Here is a 16793-nt window from a genome sequence, read left to right on the forward strand (position 1 = left end):
CCCGTCCATGACCGGGCATCGCTGTCGCTGACCGCCTGCCGCGCCCACGGCGCGGGTCTCCCGGAACCACCTCGACTCATTCCAACGTCGCGCCGACTGCGCGATGCGGCCCGCTTTTGCCCGGGCCTTTGCACAGGAAGCACGCACATGCCATACCGCTCTCTCGCTCGCATCGCCAGGCCACTGGCCCTGCAACGCCTGACCACCCCCGAATACGCCCTGACCCTGCTGCTCGCCCTCGGCGGATTGCTGGCGCCGGCCCATGCTGAAGAGTCCGCCGCCAAACCCACCGCCAAGGAGGACACGGCGCTGGAGAAGGTCACCGTCACCGCCCGACGCCGCGAGGAAGACGTGCAAGAGGTGCCGACGCCCATCACCACCTTGAGCGGCGACAACCTCGAGGCGCAGAAGGTCTACAAGGTGCAGGACCTGCAGCAGGTGCTGCCGAGCGTCAACGTCGCCTACATCCATGCGCGCCAGTCCAGCGTCGCGGTGCGTGGCATCGGCAACAACCCGGCGAGCGATGGCCTGGAAGGCAGCGCCGGCATTTACCTGGACAACATTTATCTCGGCCGTCCGGGCATGGCGGTGTTCGACCTGCTCGACGTGGAGCAACTGGAATTGCTGCGCGGCCCCCAGGGCACGCTGTTCGGCAAGAACACCACCGCGGGGGTGATCAACATCAGCACCCGCAAGCCCACCTTCACCCCGGAGCGCAGCCTGCAGCTGTCCGGCGGCGAGCGCGGCTACTTCCAGGGAAAAGGCTCGGTTTCCGGGGCGCTGGCCGAATCCGTCGCCGGGCGCCTGTCGTTCTACCGCACCCGCGAAGACGGCTATATCGACAACCAGCATGACAGCCGCACCTTCGTCGGCGGCGAGCGCGAGGGCGCGCGCGGCCAGTTGCTGTTCGAGCCAAACGAAGATTTCAGCCTGCGCTGGATCACCGACTACAACCAGGAGGACTCCACCAACGGCGTGTGGGCGCTGTATGGCGTGTCGGACCGCTTCCGCCAGCGTGCCGCGCTGATCGGTGCCAACCCGCAGCTCGATGTGAAGAAGCGCGAGGTGAACATCGACTCCGTTCAATCGGTGAATGTCTGGCAGGGCGGCTCGTCAATCGAAGCCAACTGGAACCTGGACAGCGGCTACACCGTCACCTCGATCAGCGGCTACCGCTACTGGCACTTCGTTCCGCACAACGATGCCGACCTCACCGATGTCTCGGCGATCATCGACAGCGGCGTCGAAGTCCACGACCGACAGTTCTCCCAGGAATTCCGCCTGGCCTCACCCACCGGCGGCGCCTTCGACTATGTGCTGGGCGCCTACCTGTTCAACCAGAACCTTGGCAACAACACACGCACCCAATACGGCCCCTTCGCCGACCTCTACCTCACCGGGGTGAACCGCAATCTCCTCAACAACGTATCCACCCAGACCAACGGCAAGATCGAAACCGACAGCTTCGCCCTGTTTGGCCAGGGCAACTGGCACATCACCGATCGCCTGGACTTCACCTTCGGCCTGCGCGGCACCTACGAAGAGAAGCAGGCCCGCCTGCACCGCTTCGCGCCCGAGGGCGGCGCGCCCCTGACCGGAGCGCTGGCGGCCGCGCGGCAAGCGCAGCTGGGGGCGCTGGATACTGGCGACTTCGGCCTGCATAACGCCGCGCCGTCCGGTCTGCTCAGCCTCAGCTACAAGGTCAGCGATGGACTGCTCGGTTACGCCAGCCTGGCCCACGGTGAGAAGTCCGGCGGTGTGAACCTGGTGGCGCCGGTGGCGGGGCTGGGAAGTGACTCGCTGATCGTCGGCCCCGAGCGCGCCAACGACGCCGAACTGGGCTTCAAGAGCACCCTCGACGACGGCCGCCTGCTGTTCAACGCGAACATCTTCTGGACCGGCATCCACGGCTACCAGGCCACCACCCTGACCACCACTGCCTCGTCGCTGACACCCGTATCGGTACTGGCCAACGCCGGCAGCGTGCGTTCCCGTGGCGTGGAGTTCGAATCCACCTGGCGACCGCTGCGCGGCCTGACCCTGAACGCCAACGGCTCGTTCAACGACGTCACCTACCTCAGCTTCAAGGACGCCCCGTGCCCTGGGGAGATCAACACCGTGACCCCCACCGCCAAGTGCGACCTCACCGGCGAACGGGTCGTGGGCGCCTCCCGCTGGATCGGCAACGTCAACGGTGAATACACCTGGCAGACCGGCAATGGCCTGCGCCCCTATGTGAATGCCAGCTACTCCTACCGCTCCGAAGCCGAAGGCACCCTGGACAACTCCGAGCTTTCCAAGATCGACGGCTACGGCCTGGCCAACTTCGCCGCCGGCATCCGTGCCGACCTCGGCGACGGCCTGCTGGACACCTCGCTCTGGGTGCGCAACGCCTTCGACAAGGACTACTACCTGACCGCCTTCGCCTTCAGCAACGGCGCCTATACCGCTTCCGTGGGCCAGCCGCGCACCGCCGGCGTGTCCCTCCGTTACGACTTCTGATCCGCGACCAAGGAGAACCCCATGAGCACTGTCGTCACCGCCCTGCGCCAGCCCCTCGACGGGCTGCGCATCGAACCCCTCGCTGCGCCCCTGGGTGCCGAGATCCGTGGCCTGGATGGCCGCCGCGACCTGACTGCGGCGCAGATCCTCGCCCTCAAACAAGCCCTGCGTGACCACCACATCCTGATCTTCAAGGACCAGGAACTGGATGACGCGCAATACCTGCGCTTCACCTCCTGGTTCGGCTCGGTGTTCCAGCCCCATCCGGATTACCTGGTGCTGTCTTCGGGCACAGACGGCAAGGCGCCCGACATCGTCAAGGTGGCCAACACCGAGGACGGTGAGCTGAGCAACATCGCCCTGCCGGCCCACAGCGACCACCACTGGACACCCACTCCCTCGGCCGGCTCGCTGCTCTATGCGCTGGAGGTGCCGGAGGAGGGCGGCGAAACCACCTGGACCAACCTGGCCCTGGCCTATAACGCGCTGGACGAAAATACGCGCCGCGAGATCGATGGCCTCAAGCTGATCAACTACAACCCCTTCGTGCGGCTGCGTGACGGCTACAACCTCGGCATCACCTACCGCACGCCGGACATCGAGCCCATCCAGGGCACCGAGCACCCGCTTGTGCGCACCCATCCGGAGAGCGGCAGGCGCCTGCTCTACCTCGGCGTGCACACAGAAGTGGAAATCCCCGGCTACGCCCCGGACAAGGGCATCGAACTCATCGGCCGTCTGCGCGAGCACCTCAAGGACCCGCGCTTCTCCTACACCCACCGCTGGGAAGTGGGCGACATCGTGTACTGGGACAACCAGGCTACGCTGCATGCGCGCAACGGCTTCCCGGCGACCCAGCGGCGCCGCCTGAAACGCATCAGCCTGGCCGGCAGCCGGCCCTTCTAAGGAGAGATCGACCATGACCACATTGTTCATTGCCCCCGGCGCCTGTTCGCTGGCCTCCCACATCGCCGTGCGCGAACTGGGGTTGCCGTTCCAGATCGAAAAGGTCGCGCTGCGTGTCGCGGATTCGCCGATTCACGCGATCAACCCGCTGGGCCGCGTGCCGTCCCTGCAACTGGATGGCGGCACCGTGCTGACCGAGAACAGCGCCATCCTGCCGTTCCTGGCTGACCAGGTTCCCGGCACTTCGCTGTTCGCTCCGGCTGGCAGTGCCGAGCGCGGGCAGATCCAGGGCTGGCTCGGTTACCTCGCGGCCGAGGTTCACACCGCATCGTTCCGCCCGCTGAACCGCCCGGAGCGCTATTCCGCCGACGAGGCCGCGTACCCCGGCATCCGAGAGCAGGCGCGGGTGCAGTTGCTGAAGGCGTTCGAGCACATCGAGCGGCATCTGGAAGGCCGTCTCTGGCTGGTGGGTGAACGCTTCACCCTGGCGGACATCTACCTCGGCGTCTTCGCCACCTGGCTGACGCGTTTGGGTGCACCTTTCGATGGCCTGACCAATGTCGCCCGCCTGCAACGGCAATGGCTGGAGCAGCCCGCCGTGCAGCAAGCCCTGCGAGACGAGGGGCTGCTCAAGTAACGCACCTGCCCGGCGCGTGCCGGGCACCTTGGCATCCACAGCAACGAGACTGGCAGGCAGGCGATGGCCACGCCTGCCAGTGGCTGAGAGAATCCTCCGGGTTGAATTCAGCGTCTTGTGCCGGGTGGATGCCCAAGGAGGAGTGCATGGTCGCGCTGACATTGCGCCTGGCCATCCTCAATGCGCTGCCCTTCGTGCTGGTGTTGCTGGTCGACGCCATGCCCGGTCTCGCGCCCCTCTGGGACTTCGCCAATGCCGCCGGCCTGCTCGGCGGGGTGATCCTCCTGCTGTTGTTCGCCTACAGCGGCCGGCCGATGTCGCGGCCGTACTTCGACGGCAAGTTCTTCATGGTCCTGCACCGCGACCTGGGATACGCGGCGCTGTTCTTGCTGCTTCTGCACGTCGGCCTGCTGCTGGTGGACGAACCGCTGGTGGTGGAATACCTGCTGCCCTCGGCTTCCTTGCCCATGCTCTCCGGCACGCTCGCGGCCCTGTTGCTGCTGGTGCTGGTGCCCATCAGCCTGCCCGCCATACGCCAGCGTCTGTGGCGTCATCACCTGCGTTTTCGTCGCTGGCACTACGGGATCAGCACCGTGCTGCTGGTGCTGTTGGCAGTGCACGTGATCGGCGCCGGGTTCTACACCGCAACGCGCTGGAAGGCTGTGTTCTGGGGCGTAATCACCGTCTGTGCGCTGTTCTGGCCGCTGCTGCCGCGCAGGCCCCTGGCCCCCGTCGACGGGCGCAGGAGGCGCAACACAGCCGTTTTCGCCAGCCGCCTCTGCGCCGGCCTGTTGGTATTCGCCTTGTGCCTGGCCGGGGGCTTCGCCCTGCTGGCCAACAGTGACCTGCCGCTATGAGATGGCTCTACCTGCTGGCCAGCCTCGGGCTCCTGGCGCTGCTGGGCTACGGCCTCGCCCAGGGGCATGCCGAACTGGTACGGCAGCGCCCGTTGTTGCCGCTGAACTTCGATCACGGCGTGCATGGCCAGGTGAATTGCCTGACCTGCCATCACGACTATGCAGACCGCTCGCCGGCGCCACCGTCCGGCGACCGCACCTGCCTGTTCTGCCACAAGAAGTCGCCCGCGTTGGCGGTGCGTATCGAAGAGGATTTCCACCAGCTCTGCCGTGGCTGCCACCTGGAACGGGTGCAGGCCATACACGCCGCCGGCCCGGTGCGCGCTTGCCAGCAATGTCACGCTCTCGCGATTCCCTTGCCGGAGTTGCCGTAGGAGCGAGCTTGCTCGCGAAAGAGGGTGCTCGGGATGTTCGCGAGCAAGCTCGCTCCTACATGTTCAATTGCTGAATCAGGCTCACAGGCTCATGCAATTTTATTGGGATTATCACAAGAGTTCTCCGGCCATAGAGTGAACACAACTCGAACAGAAAGCCCGCGCGGTGCGGGTTCCACACAGGAGAGTTGCTATGCGTACCTGGTTGATTACTGGAGCTTCCCGTGGTTTCGGCGCCCTCATCGCAGCACAGGCCCTGGCGGCCGGTGATGCGGTAATCGCAACCGCCCGCAAGCCGGAAGACGTTATTGCCCGCCTGGGCGACCATCCCAACCTGCTGGCCGTGCGCCTGGACGTGACCCGCGAAAGCGAGGCCCATGAGGCGGTGGCAGAGGGCATCAAGCGCTTCGGTCGCATCGACGTGCTGCTCAACAACGCCGGCTACGGCATCCTCGGTGCGGTTGAGGAAACCAGCGCGCAGGAAGTGGAGCGCATCTACGCCACCAACGTCTTCGGCCTGCTCAACGTCACCCGCGCCGTGTTGCCGCACATGCGCCGCCAACGTTCCGGTCACGTCATCAACATCTCCTCCCTGGGCGGCTACCAGTCCTACTACGGCTGGGGTGTTTACGGTTCCACCAAGTTCGCTGTGGAAGGCATCAGCGAAGCGCTGCACCAGGAACTGGCGCCGCTGGGCGTGAAGGTCACGGTGGTGGAGCCGGGCTTCTTCCGCACCGACTTCCTCGATGAGCAATCCCTGGTGAAAACCGCCCTGGAACTGGCGGACTACGACGAAACCGTGGGCGCCATACGCCGCTTCGCCGAGGGTGCCAACCATGCCCAGCCGGGTGACCCGAGCAAGTTCGCCGGGGCCATCCTGACACTGGTGAATGCCGCCAATCCGCCGCAGCGCCTCGCCCTGGGCAGCGACGCGGTGCAGCGAATCGCCGACAAGCACAGCCTGGTGGAAGGTGAAGTGGCGGCCTGGAGGGAGCTGTCGCTGTCCACTGACCTCGAGGCCTGATAACCGCCAAACCGCAAAAAAGGCGAAGCCCCTGGAGATCGTTCGGTCTTCAGGGGCTTCGTTTATGTCGCCAGCGGGTCGCGGTGCCGGTGCGCATGGCGCACCCTACGTATGAGTCGAGGCGCCAACTGAAAGCCACACCCGCGTGCCAAGTACTGACGGAAAAACGCCCGTTCGTCGGCGTGGAAGGACCGATTGCCGCTTATCCCGGCAACTCAACGCGACGTCTGAAGCTGCTGGCCATCTGCCCCTTATTCCCCCTATACAACAAAGGCCATCCGTCCGCGCGACCCCGCACGACGAGTCCACCTGTCAGGGGGCGAAAAATGTAAATGCAATCCCGCACTCAACCGATACGCGTGATGCTGATCGATTGTCGTCCCCTCGTCCTGATGGGTCTCCACGACTTGATCAATGCCAGAAAACCACGGATGGAAGTGTGTGGCCAGGCCAGTAGCTATGCCCACGCGCTGGATTGTGCCGATCAGCTGCGCCCGAATGTCATCTTCTTCAGCTTCTTCCCGGATGCACTGGACCCGCTGGACGTCATTTCCTTACTCACCCGCAGCAACGACATGAAAGTGCTGCTGCTCAAGGGACTGTACGAGGCCGTTCCCGTTGCCCGGGCGATAGAAGCCGGCGCCCGTGGCGTCGTGCTGGCGGAGGATCCGACGGAGTCGATCATCCGCGCCATCATCAAGGTCCACCACCGCGACATCGGGCTGGACAGAGCCTGGGCCGGCGGACTATCCGGCTATTCCGCAGCCGGGAAGGTGCGCGTGAATGGCGATCCGGAACGCGCGAGGTACTCGCAGCTGACCCTGCGCGAACGAGAGCTGATTCGCGCCATCGTGGGCGACCCGTCCGCCAAGTACATGTGCATCGCCGCGCGGTTGGGTATCAGCGAGCACACGGTGCACAACCACCTCAGCAACATCTATCACAAGCTGAACCTCATCAATCGCGTCGACCTGCTGATGTACGCGTTGAAGCACGGTCTCACCAGCGGCGGCGAGCCGCCGGATTCCACCTGGGTGGAAATGGACTGATCCTTCCGACCCGACCTCCCCAATGAAAATGACCTGGCTCCCTTGCGGGAGTCAGGTCGTTCACTTTTAGCGGTCTCATGCGATGGCGGGTGGGCTCGCGCGGGGATCTGCAGAAAAGACGGGGGTGGTTTTCATGCCACCCCCGCGTCCTTTCACACCGCTGATGTGTCAGGCGCTGCCGAACATGATGTCGGTGTTCAGGAGGTCGACCCCGACCACGGTGATGGTCGTGTTTTGTGCGCCTGACTCGTCGATCGTCACGATGCTGTTTGCACCGGTGTTATCGATCGATTGGACCACGGCGCCCGCATCGCCAATGAGCACCAGCTTGTCTCGCAGACTCGGCCCCGCATCGAAGCCGTTGACCTGGTACAGGTTCTCGGCGGCCGACAGATCGACGTTGAAGGCATCCTGCTCACCGATCGTGCCAGCCATCCTGTAGTCGAAGAGCGGGTCGTTCGGGTCGTTCGCAAACAGATTGGCGTCGAGCGTACTTGTCGCCGTGTCCCCATCCTTGTCCGTCAGCGTTGCGTTGAATGCCAACTGGATATCGTTGGCCATGCTCTCGACCTGCTTGATGAACTGGATCACCGGCACCTTGATCACGCCCAGGCCCATCGTGAGCTGAACAGCGTCGATCATCTTCGCGCCATCCCATTGGACGAGGAAGGACTTCTGGTTTCCTGCCTCGGAGACCAGGTCAGCGGCAAGAACCTTCGTCTGGGCCGAACTCGTGCCGTCCTCGAAGAAGATCCTGTAATACAGCTCTTCGGTGGCCGGGTTGTAACCCTGCAGCGTGTTGTCGATGAACACCTTCATGGCCGTCAGCAAGGTCTCGGGATTGATGACGAAACTCTCGTCGCCGCTATTGATGCCGGCCGTCCCGTTTCCATCCAGGTTGTTGTTGCCGACGCCGATGCCGGATGTGCTGACGTTCACGTCCGCTGTGCCGAGGAACGAGAACCCGCCAGCTTCTATCTGCGCTTCTGTGAGGTCGGGCGCTCCCTGCACGATGGCGCTCAATACCTGGGCTGCGGTCGTGCCCGCGTTTACGCCGAAGAACACAATCTCCTCGGATGGCGAAGGAATGGTCGGCGGATCCTGCTTGGGAATCAGCAACGTGCGGACAGGGTCGGGACCGCCCGCATCGAGTGATCCGTCGGCACTGCTGAGGACGATCGTCGAACTGAAGCCTTGCACCAGATCCAAGGCATAGGTGCCATTGGCGAAGGCAGTCAACGTGTAGTCGATGGTGGTATTGGCCGTTGTCGCGTTGTTGTCGAAATCACCGGTCAGGCTACCTGCAAAGCGGTACGCGCCATTGGCATCCGGTGAGGGCGATAGCTCGGTGAGCGTGCCGCTCCCGGTGGTGGTCGTGTTGTCCGGCCTGACAAGGGTGAACTGACCATTGACCAGCGAGATATCCAACCCCGCTGCACCCAGCCCGTCGGCTCCGGCCGCCATGCTCCAGTTCCCGTATTGGGGAAGGATGGTACCGGTCCCCATCAGGTTGCCGAATGCCAGTGTCGGCGTGTCGTCGTCGACGGTGATGACCAGCTTCTCGGGGGCCGCCGTCACCGTGTCGCCGTCAGCGTCGGTGGCCTGCAGCAGCGAGCCCAGGTTGAGGGTGATGTCGTTCTCGTCATTGCCCGCCGCATGGTCCAGGGCCTTGAGCAGCGTGAAGCTGTAGGCGCCCGCTGCGGTCAGGCTGAAGGTGAACACGGCGACCGCGCCGGCCGAAGCGGTGAGCAGGTTGCCGACGACATTGTAGGTCACCGCCACGCCGCCCGAAGTCAGCGTCTGCGGAAGGCCGCTGGTATTGCTGGACAGGGAGTAGCTCAGTGGCGCATCGGCGCCGGACTGGAAGATACCGGTCACGCTGCCACTGGCCACGGTCGCCGCGCCGGCCACGTCGCCGGTGCCTCCGGCGATCCCGCCGGCCAGGCCGTCCTCGTCGACGGTGCCGGTTGCGGCGGCACCGGTGGCGGTCGGGGTGTCGTCGTCAACGGTAATGACCAGCTTCTCGGGTGCGGCCGTCACGGTGTCGCCGTCAGCGTCGGTGGCCCGTAGCAGCGAACCGAGGTTGAGGGTGATGTCGTTCTCGTCGTTGCCTGCTGCGTGATCCAGGGCCTTGAGCAGCGTGAAGCTGTAGGCCCCGGCCGCCGTAAGACTGAAGGTAAACACGTCGACTGCGCCGGCTGAAGCGGTGAGCGTGTTGCCGACGACGCTGTAGGTCACCGCCACTCCGCCCGAAGTCAGCGTCTGCGGCAAGCCGCTGGTGTCGCCGGACAGGGAATAGCTCAATGGCGCATCGGCACCGGACTGGAAGATGCCGGTGACGCTGCCACTGGCCACGGTCGCCGCGCCAGCTACGTCCCCGGTGCCACCGGCGATCCCACCGGCCAGGCCGTCCTCGTCGACAGTGCCGCTTGCGGCGGCGCCGGTGGCGGTCGGGGTGTCGTCGTCAACGGTGATGACCAGCTTCTCGGCAGCAGCCGTCACCGTGTCGCCGTCGGCGTCGGTAGCCCGCAGCAGCGAACCGAGATTGAGGGTGATGTCGTTTTCATCGTTACCGGCCGCATGATCCAGCGGCTTGAGCAACGTGAAGCTGTAGGCCCCCGCTGTGGTGAGGCTGAAGGTGAACACGTCGACTGCGCCGGCCGAGGCGGTGAGCAGGTTGCCGACGACGCTGTAGGTCACCGCCACGCCGCCCGAAGTCAGCGACTGCGGCAAGCCGCTGGTGTCGCCGGACAGGGCGTAGCTCAATGGCGCATCGGCGCCGGACTGGAAGATACCGGTGACGCTGCCACTGGCCACAGTCGCCGCGCCAGCCACGTCACCGATGCCACCGGCGATGCCGCCGGCCAGGCCATCCTCGTCGACAGTGCCGCTTGCGGCGGCGCCGGTCGCGGTCGGGGTGTCGTCGTCGACGGTGATGACCAGCTTCTCGGGTGCGGCCGTCACCGTGTCGCCGTCGGCGTCGGTGGCCCGCAGCAGCGAACCGAGGTTGAGGGTGATGTCGTTCTCGTCATTGCCGGCGGCATGGTCCAGGGCCTTGAGCAGCGTGAAGTTGTAGGCCCCGGCCGCCGTGAGACTGAAGGTAAACACGTCGACTGCGCCGGCCGAAGCGGTGAGCGTGTTGCCGACGACGCTGTAGGTCACCGCCACGCCGCCTGAGGTCAGCGCTGGTAAGCCGCTGGTGTCGCCGGACAGGGAATAGCTCAACGGCGCATCGGCACCGGACTGGAAGATACCGGTGACGCTGCCGCTGGCGGTGGTCGCTGCGCCGGCCACGTCGCCGGTGCCACCGGCAATCCCCCCCGCCAGGCCGTCCTCGTCGACAGTGCCGGTTGCGGCGGCGCCGGTGGCGGTCGGGGTGTCGTCGTCGACGGTGATGACCAGCTTCTCGGCAGCAGCCGTCACCGTGTCGCCGTCAGCATCGGTGGCCCGCAGCAGGGAGCCGAGGTTGAGCGTGATGTCGTTCTCGTCATTGCCCGCCGCATGATCCAGGGCCTTGAGCAGCGTGAAGCTGTAGGCCCCCGCTGTGGTCAGGCTGAAGGTGAACACGTCGACCGCGCCGGCTGAGGCGGTGAGCGTGTTGCCGACGACGCTGTAGGTCACCGCCACCCCGCCCGAGGTCAGCGTTTGCGGAAGGCCGCTGGTGTCGCCGGACAGGGCGTAGCTCAGAGGCGCATCGGCGCCGGACTGGAAGATGCCGGTGACGCTGCCGCTGGCGGTGGTTGCTGCGCCGGCAACGTCGCCGGTGCCACCGGCGATACCTCCGGTCAGGCCGTCCTCGTCGACAGTGCCGCTTGCGGCGGCGCCGGTCGCGGTCGGCGTGTCGTCGTCAACGGTGATGACCAGCTTCTCGGCCGAGGCCGCCACGGTATCGCCGTCGGCGTCGGTAGCCCGCAGCAGCGAGCCGAGGTTGATAGTGATGTCGTTCTCGTCATTGCCGGCTGCGTGATCCAGGGCCTTGAGCAGCGTGAAGCTGTAGGCGCCCGCTGTGGTGAGGCTGAAGGTGAACACGTCGACCGCGCCGGCCGAAGCGGTGAGCGTGTTGCCGACGACGCTGTAGGTCACCGCCACCCCGCCCGAGGTCAGCGTCTGCGGCAGGCCGCTAGTGTCGCCGGACAGGGCGTAGCTCAGCGGCGCATCGGCGCCGGACTGGAAGATGCCGGTGACGCTGCCGCTGGCGGTGGTTGCCGCGCCTGCCACATCACCGGTGCCACCGGCGATACCCCCGGCCAGGCCGTCCTCGTCGACGGTGCCGGTTGCGGCGGCACCGGTCGCGGTCGGGGTGTCGTCGTCAACGGTGATGACCAGTTTCTCGGCAGCCGCGGTCACCTTGTCGCCGTCGGCATCGGTGGCCCGCAGCAGCGAACCGAGATTGAGGGTGATGTCGTTTTCATCGTTGCCGGGCGCGTGATCCAGAGGCTTCAGCAGCGTAAAGCTGTAGGCGCCCGCTGCGGTCAGGCTGAAGGTGAACACGTCGACCGCGCCGGCCGAGGCGGTGAGGGTGTTGCCGACGACGCTGTAGGTCACCGCCACGCCGCCCGAAGTCAGCGCCGGCAAGCCGCTGGTGTCGCTGGACAGGGAATAGGTCAACGGCGCATCGGCACCGGACTGGAAGATGCCAGTGACGCTACCGCTGGCCACGGTCGCCGCGCCAGCCACGTCACCGGTGCCTCCGGCGATGCCGCCGGCCAGGCCGTCCTCGTCGACGGTGCCGGCCACGGCGGTGCCGTTCGCTGACGGCCCGTCGTCCTCGAAGACCAGCTTGGAGCCGATTTCGGCGGTCGCAGTAGAAACGTGGGTCAGCTTGAAGCCACCGATATCGAAATCGGCGTGGTTAGTGCCCTTGGCGTTGAGGGCCGCGCCGTTCTCGACGAGCACGCGGTTGTGATCCGCCGTTGTGGTGTATTCGATCTTGTAGCCGGCCTTGACGCCGGTGATCGTTGCAACACCAGCCGTAAAGGTGATGGCAATGCCCGGATCATTCACCGAGCCGTTCGAGTTCTCGATCACTTGCCCGGTGCTGATGTTGATGACCCGGACATTGGTGATTGCAACCGACGTATCGTTCGAATAGCCGTTGATGAAATCCACACCAGATTCGGTTGCCGTGGTGAATGCGCTGATTTTTACCTGAGCGGTCTTGCCGCTTTGCAATTGCACGACGTCGAAGCTGGCCGCGCGCGCATTGAAGACGGCGGTAAAGTCGATGTTGGATTCGAGATCGGCTTCGTTTTGATCCAGGTTGGGAATGGTCACGTTCTGCCTGGCGCCGGTGACGAACGAAAAGCGGATGCCCTCCTGTTCCGTGATCATCTGATTGTTGGTGCCGAAGGTGGTCGGGCCTCCCGCCTGGCTGGTATTGATCGTGTCGCCAGTCGTTATGTTGGCGCCTGCTGACTGGTCGGCGGGGTTCTTGCCGGTGGCGATGATGGTGGGGTCCGTGATCCTGCCATTGACAACGGTGGGGGTCGCCGTCGTGAACATCAGGAACAGGTTTTGCCCGGAGGGTGCATTGGCCAGGCTGAACACCAGGTCCTCACTGGTACCAATGAAAACCTTGTCCGCCAGATTGAGCGCATCGTCGGGATTGGTGGTGTCCGGGTGTTTGAGCGGTTGGTACTCCACTGTCCAGATCTTGCCGCCCGAGACTGGTGATCCGGTTTCTTCGATATAGGCAGCGAACACGATCGCGCCGGTTGCGCCACCGGCGCGGCCCAGCAGGATGTTGTTGTTGCTCGTATCGGTATAGAGAAAGATGCTGGTGCCATCGAGCGTATCCAGTCCACTGTCCAGTCCATTGAGCGCTGCGCCAGAACTGTCGACGAAGCTGACATCGGTAATGCTTGCGCCGGGCGCCGCGCTGATGGTGAACGCATTGCTGCCCGTGTTGCCCGCGGCACCGGTATACCCACTCAAGGCCGCACTCGTCGCGGTGCCGGCCAGGAGTGCGGTCAAACGGTTGGAGAAGATCGAGGGTAGGGCCGCCAACAGAATTTCGGTGTCATTCGAGTCTTCAGGTTCGCTTGGCGTAGCGGTGAAGTTCTGCAAACCCGCCGTCTCATCAAGGATTGTGAGGCTGCCCGTTGTCGTAATAGTCATGGCTTTCTCCCCGGCAGTGTTGGTCATCAAGGCCTGACCGTTGACCCTTGTTCACTACTGACCATCACTATGAGGAAGCGCCGGGTGTGGGCGCATCGACCGATACTCCCAGGTGGCCTAGGAGTTTCGGACTACTCGGGGGGAGAGGAGGGGGGCAACTGTTGCGGTGGTGAGAAAAACGGGCGATCGCGGCCAGGTCGTGCCCGGTCGGAGGCGGGTCAGTTGTGCTGTAGCCACACCTGGTACAGCTGATACAGGAGCGCCAGCGCCAAACCGAGCAGGAGCAGATCGCGGAACATCTTCAGCGTCAGCACCCAGTAAACCGCGATCGCCACCATGGCACCGAGGATCAGGCTGTGCGTCTGCTCCCAGTGCTTGGTGTAAGTCGTCGCAAGGTAGCCAGCCCCGAGGGACGCCGTTACCTGCAGGAGCGTCATGAACAACAGCCCACCGGAAAACGGCTTCGGGGGGGCGTCGTACACCCGCCCCAGACCTCGGCAGTAGCGGCACTCGATGGTGCGGCCGTCCTTCTGAATGGTGCGGCTGCCATGACATACGGGGCATTGTTGCCAAGCCATAACTCGCCTTGCCACTTGTCTGGGACTACCAATGGGTAACGGTAGATCGGCTGGAGACAATTGGCATTCCCATTTGTATGTATAAGTTTGCCGTTGGGGGGAGGGGGTCCAGGGCGAGGGAGGGTGATTGGGGCCCCCTGGAGCCGCAAATGCTGTCCGAGGTCCTGCATGTCCAGCAGCCGGCCATCGCCAAGATGGAGAAGCGCACCGACAGTACATCTCCACCCTGCGCAGCCATATCGACGCCATGGGTGGGCAACTGGAGGTGATCGCCCGGCTCCCCCGACGGTGGACGGGAAGTTCTTGAGTTTCTGCTTACTCTGGGAACGTTCTTTGGATTCGCGATTGAGATTTTCGCCTGCCTTCTACTTTGGTATCTGGCGTAATACTTAGGTATCGGGAAGATATATTGATTGGTTGATTAATCTAGTCTTACGCACAAATGAAGCTCCACGAGCCCAGCGATACATTAAACATCAAGGGTTTCGGAGGGTTTCATCGTGAGCCTTTTGATAAACGAATTTGCGGACAGCGCCTCATCGCTTCGCTCAGCAGTTCTTGTCTGTCTGGCCCTGATGACCACCGTCGTTGCCCATCAACAGCCACTGACCAAGCCCCGCAGCGCTGCCCTCTCGGCACGAGGACCCTCGAGTTCCCTGGTCAAGCTGGACGATATCAATCAAGAAGCCAGCAAATTGCCCATAGGCTCGCACTTGATCAGTCCGCGCAAGCTGTATGCACATCACGGCATATATCTGGGAAATGGCGAAGTTGCTCACTATTCCGGATTCTGCACTTCATTCAAGGCGGGCCCCGTTGAGGTGACTGATCTCGAATACTTCGCCAATGGCAACGATATCTGGGTAGCTCAGGAGCAGCGCAGATATTCCAGCAACGAGATAGTCAGTCGTGCGCGTTCAAGAGTTGGCGAGCGTCAATACAGCCTGCTTTCGAATAACTGCGAGCACTTCTGCAATTGGTGCATAAGCGGAGAAAGCTATAGTGCACAGATAAATGCCTGCCTTCACTTCTCGCGCCATGCTTTCTCCTGGATTTCGGGTTCGCAACCGAGCTTCATTGCATAGCCTCGGTCCCCACGTCAGTCCAAACGCTTCTGGAAATAGAAACGCTTGTGGCCTGGGGGAAAATCCTCGAGGTGACCGAACTCGGTGAAACCGTGTTTCTGATAGAACCCGGGTGCCTGGAAATCAAAGGTGTCCAGCCAGATGCCGACGCAGCCTTTCTCACGCGCAACGTCTTCAGCCATTTTCATCAGCCGCGAGCCTGTACCTTGCCCCCGCGTCTGCTCCGGAATGGCCAGCAACTCGATGAACAACCAACGATAAAAAATTTCCCCGTACAGGCCTCCAAGCATTTCATTGGAGTGCTCATCGCGAACCAGCAGCGCGATTGCTTCCCTTCCCGGATCACCCGCTCGAGAACGGTTATGCGCCCGCAAGGGCCCAATGATCGCCGCGAGCTCTTCTTCTCCTGGGTTTACCGTCATCTCGATACGAGTACTCATTCGCTAGTCCTTTAGACGTTGGGTCTGTGCCTCGCTCCCTCAGTGGCAAGCAGGAGCGCCACGCCAAGCCTCCCACAAAGGTTGGCCCGCCGAATAGGTGGAGCAGGCCACGCCGCTGTCGTAGCGGTCTACATAGGCAACCAGGCGGGACAGCGACGAATATCCATGAACAGTGGTTCGTTATAGGGCCGATGCAGCCAGTGTTTCAGTGCCACCTGGTTGCTCCGGCGAAGCTTGCGGTTGAGTGGTGAGATGCAGGGAGCAGCTGGGCAGCAGAGATGTCCACCCTGGATGGTGAGTGCCAATTGGCCACTGGTCGATAGTAGGATGCGCGGGCTCATCCAGTGCAGCAGGGAGGCCAAATGGAACTTTTCAGAGCGATCGTTGCGTTGGACCCTGCTCGGAAGCAGCGGATCGCTCCACTGTTCATGCCGGGTCTGGGGCGGGACGAACTGGAAGGCCTGCGTGATGCGGACAGCCTGGTTGCGGAGGTTTGCCACTTCTTCAAAACGGCTTCGACTTTCTGGGGGGCCGCGGCGACAGCGGTAGCCTCGTCCGAGGGCGAGCTGTTCTTCGAACTCACCGACCCATCCGTTACCTATCGGCTGGAGCCGGTTTAAGGACGCAGTGGAATGCAAGACGTTTTCCAGCTTGAACCGCTGACCGAGATCGACCAGAGGCAGTCCTACATTCGTGCCTATCCGCACATACTCGCTTCGCTGAGATCCCGGCAAGTTCTGGACGAACAGGACTTCGTGTGTGGCGCACACATGGTTTATGGGTGGATGCCGACCATCCTGGAAATTCATGCCAGCGAATCCCTCGATGTTCGCAATGGTGTGGCGCTACTGAACAAGGCGAGCGCCGAGGGCTGCCTCAGTGAGGATGAGATCGAGCGGCTGGCCCAGTTGGTGAATCGCTCCGTGGTTGGCGCGTCCAAGCTGCTGCATTTCGTGAATCCAGAGGCTTTCGCGATCTGGGACTCGAGAATCTACCGATTCATCCATCGGTAGGAACCGCATCAATACCGCGTCAACAATGCTGCTGAGTATGGAAAGTACCTGGCGCGGCTCCAGAAGCTTCGGCAGGATGAGCGGTTCCCTGGCTTTCATGCCTCGGTCAATCGGAAAATGGGGTATCCGGTTTCTGCCTTGCGTGCGCTTGAGGTCGTGATGTTTATCAATGCGCCCCGTACCGGTTCGGCGGCGGTTGCCATGTAGACAG

13 protein-coding genes are annotated in these 16793 nt (G+C 63.4%); 10 read left to right on the top strand and 3 right to left on the bottom strand.

Annotated features, from left to right (window positions below; all coding sequences use genetic code 11):
• The first annotated feature begins 147 nt into the window (after nt 1-147).
• The 7 genes from E8E95_RS10865 to E8E95_RS10895 all read left to right on the top strand — a co-directional run bounded on the left by E8E95_RS10865 (nt 148) and on the right by E8E95_RS10895 (nt 7349).
• Nucleotides 148-2502 carry a TonB-dependent receptor gene (locus tag E8E95_RS10865; RefSeq protein ID WP_280349897.1) on the top strand — a complete coding sequence of 785 codons (2355 nt, stop codon included), beginning with the start codon at nt 148-150 and terminating at the stop codon, nt 2500-2502.
• 21 nt (nt 2503-2523) lie between these two features.
• Nucleotides 2524-3408: a TauD/TfdA family dioxygenase gene (locus E8E95_RS10870; RefSeq protein ID WP_280349900.1), complete on the top strand. Its 885-nt coding sequence runs from the start codon at nt 2524-2526 to the stop codon at nt 3406-3408.
• Between the two features lie 13 nt (nt 3409-3421).
• Nucleotides 3422-4045, top strand: coding sequence for a glutathione S-transferase C-terminal domain-containing protein (locus E8E95_RS10875; RefSeq protein WP_280349902.1), 624 nt, complete (start codon nt 3422-3424; stop codon nt 4043-4045).
• Nucleotides 4046-4191: 146 nt separating this feature from the next.
• On the top strand, nt 4192-4902 hold the full coding sequence (locus E8E95_RS10880; protein ID WP_280349904.1) for a ferric reductase-like transmembrane domain-containing protein: 711 nt from the start codon (nt 4192-4194) through the stop codon (nt 4900-4902).
• A complete protein-coding gene (locus E8E95_RS10885; RefSeq protein WP_280349906.1) occupies nt 4899-5276 on the top strand; it encodes a cytochrome c3 family protein in 378 nt (125 codons plus the stop codon). The genes E8E95_RS10880 and E8E95_RS10885 overlap by 4 nt, the downstream gene beginning before the upstream one ends.
• A gap of 193 nt (nt 5277-5469) precedes the next feature.
• Nucleotides 5470-6300, top strand: a complete 831-nt coding sequence (locus E8E95_RS10890) for an oxidoreductase (RefSeq protein WP_280349908.1) — start codon at nt 5470-5472, stop codon at nt 6298-6300.
• A 332-nt stretch (nt 6301-6632) separates the two neighbouring features.
• Nucleotides 6633-7349: a response regulator transcription factor gene (locus tag E8E95_RS10895; RefSeq protein ID WP_280349910.1), complete on the top strand. Its 717-nt coding sequence runs from the start codon at nt 6633-6635 to the stop codon at nt 7347-7349.
• Between the two features lie 168 nt (nt 7350-7517).
• Here the strand turns inward: E8E95_RS10895 and E8E95_RS10900 are convergent, their stop codons facing one another.
• Complete coding sequence (locus tag E8E95_RS10900) at nt 7518-13493, bottom strand: hypothetical protein (RefSeq protein ID WP_280349912.1); 5976 nt, start codon at nt 13491-13493, stop codon at nt 7518-7520.
• Between the two features lie 191 nt (nt 13494-13684).
• Nucleotides 13685-14044, bottom strand: coding sequence for a hypothetical protein (locus E8E95_RS10905; protein WP_280349914.1), 360 nt, complete (start codon nt 14042-14044; stop codon nt 13685-13687).
• A gap of 500 nt (nt 14045-14544) precedes the next feature.
• Here E8E95_RS10905 and E8E95_RS10910 point away from each other — a divergent pair, with 500 nt between their 5' ends.
• Nucleotides 14545-15129, top strand: coding sequence for a lecithin retinol acyltransferase family protein (locus E8E95_RS10910; RefSeq protein WP_280349916.1), 585 nt, complete (start codon nt 14545-14547; stop codon nt 15127-15129).
• A gap of 14 nt (nt 15130-15143) precedes the next feature.
• Here the strand turns inward: E8E95_RS10910 and E8E95_RS10915 are convergent, their stop codons facing one another.
• Nucleotides 15144-15569, bottom strand: a complete 426-nt coding sequence (locus E8E95_RS10915) for a GNAT family N-acetyltransferase (RefSeq protein ID WP_280349918.1) — start codon at nt 15567-15569, stop codon at nt 15144-15146.
• Between the two features lie 362 nt (nt 15570-15931).
• On the opposite strand from E8E95_RS10915, the gene E8E95_RS10920 reads away from it, so the two are divergent.
• Nucleotides 15932-16189, top strand: coding sequence for a hypothetical protein (locus E8E95_RS10920; RefSeq protein WP_280349920.1), 258 nt, complete (start codon nt 15932-15934; stop codon nt 16187-16189).
• 12 nt (nt 16190-16201) lie between these two features.
• Complete coding sequence (locus E8E95_RS10925; RefSeq protein WP_280349922.1) at nt 16202-16582, top strand: hypothetical protein; 381 nt, start codon at nt 16202-16204, stop codon at nt 16580-16582.
• Nucleotides 16583-16793 lie beyond the last annotated feature (211 nt).

Source organism: Pseudomonas sp. BN414 (assembly GCF_029871275.1).
GTDB lineage: Bacteria > Pseudomonadota > Gammaproteobacteria > Pseudomonadales > Pseudomonadaceae > Metapseudomonas > Metapseudomonas resinovorans_C.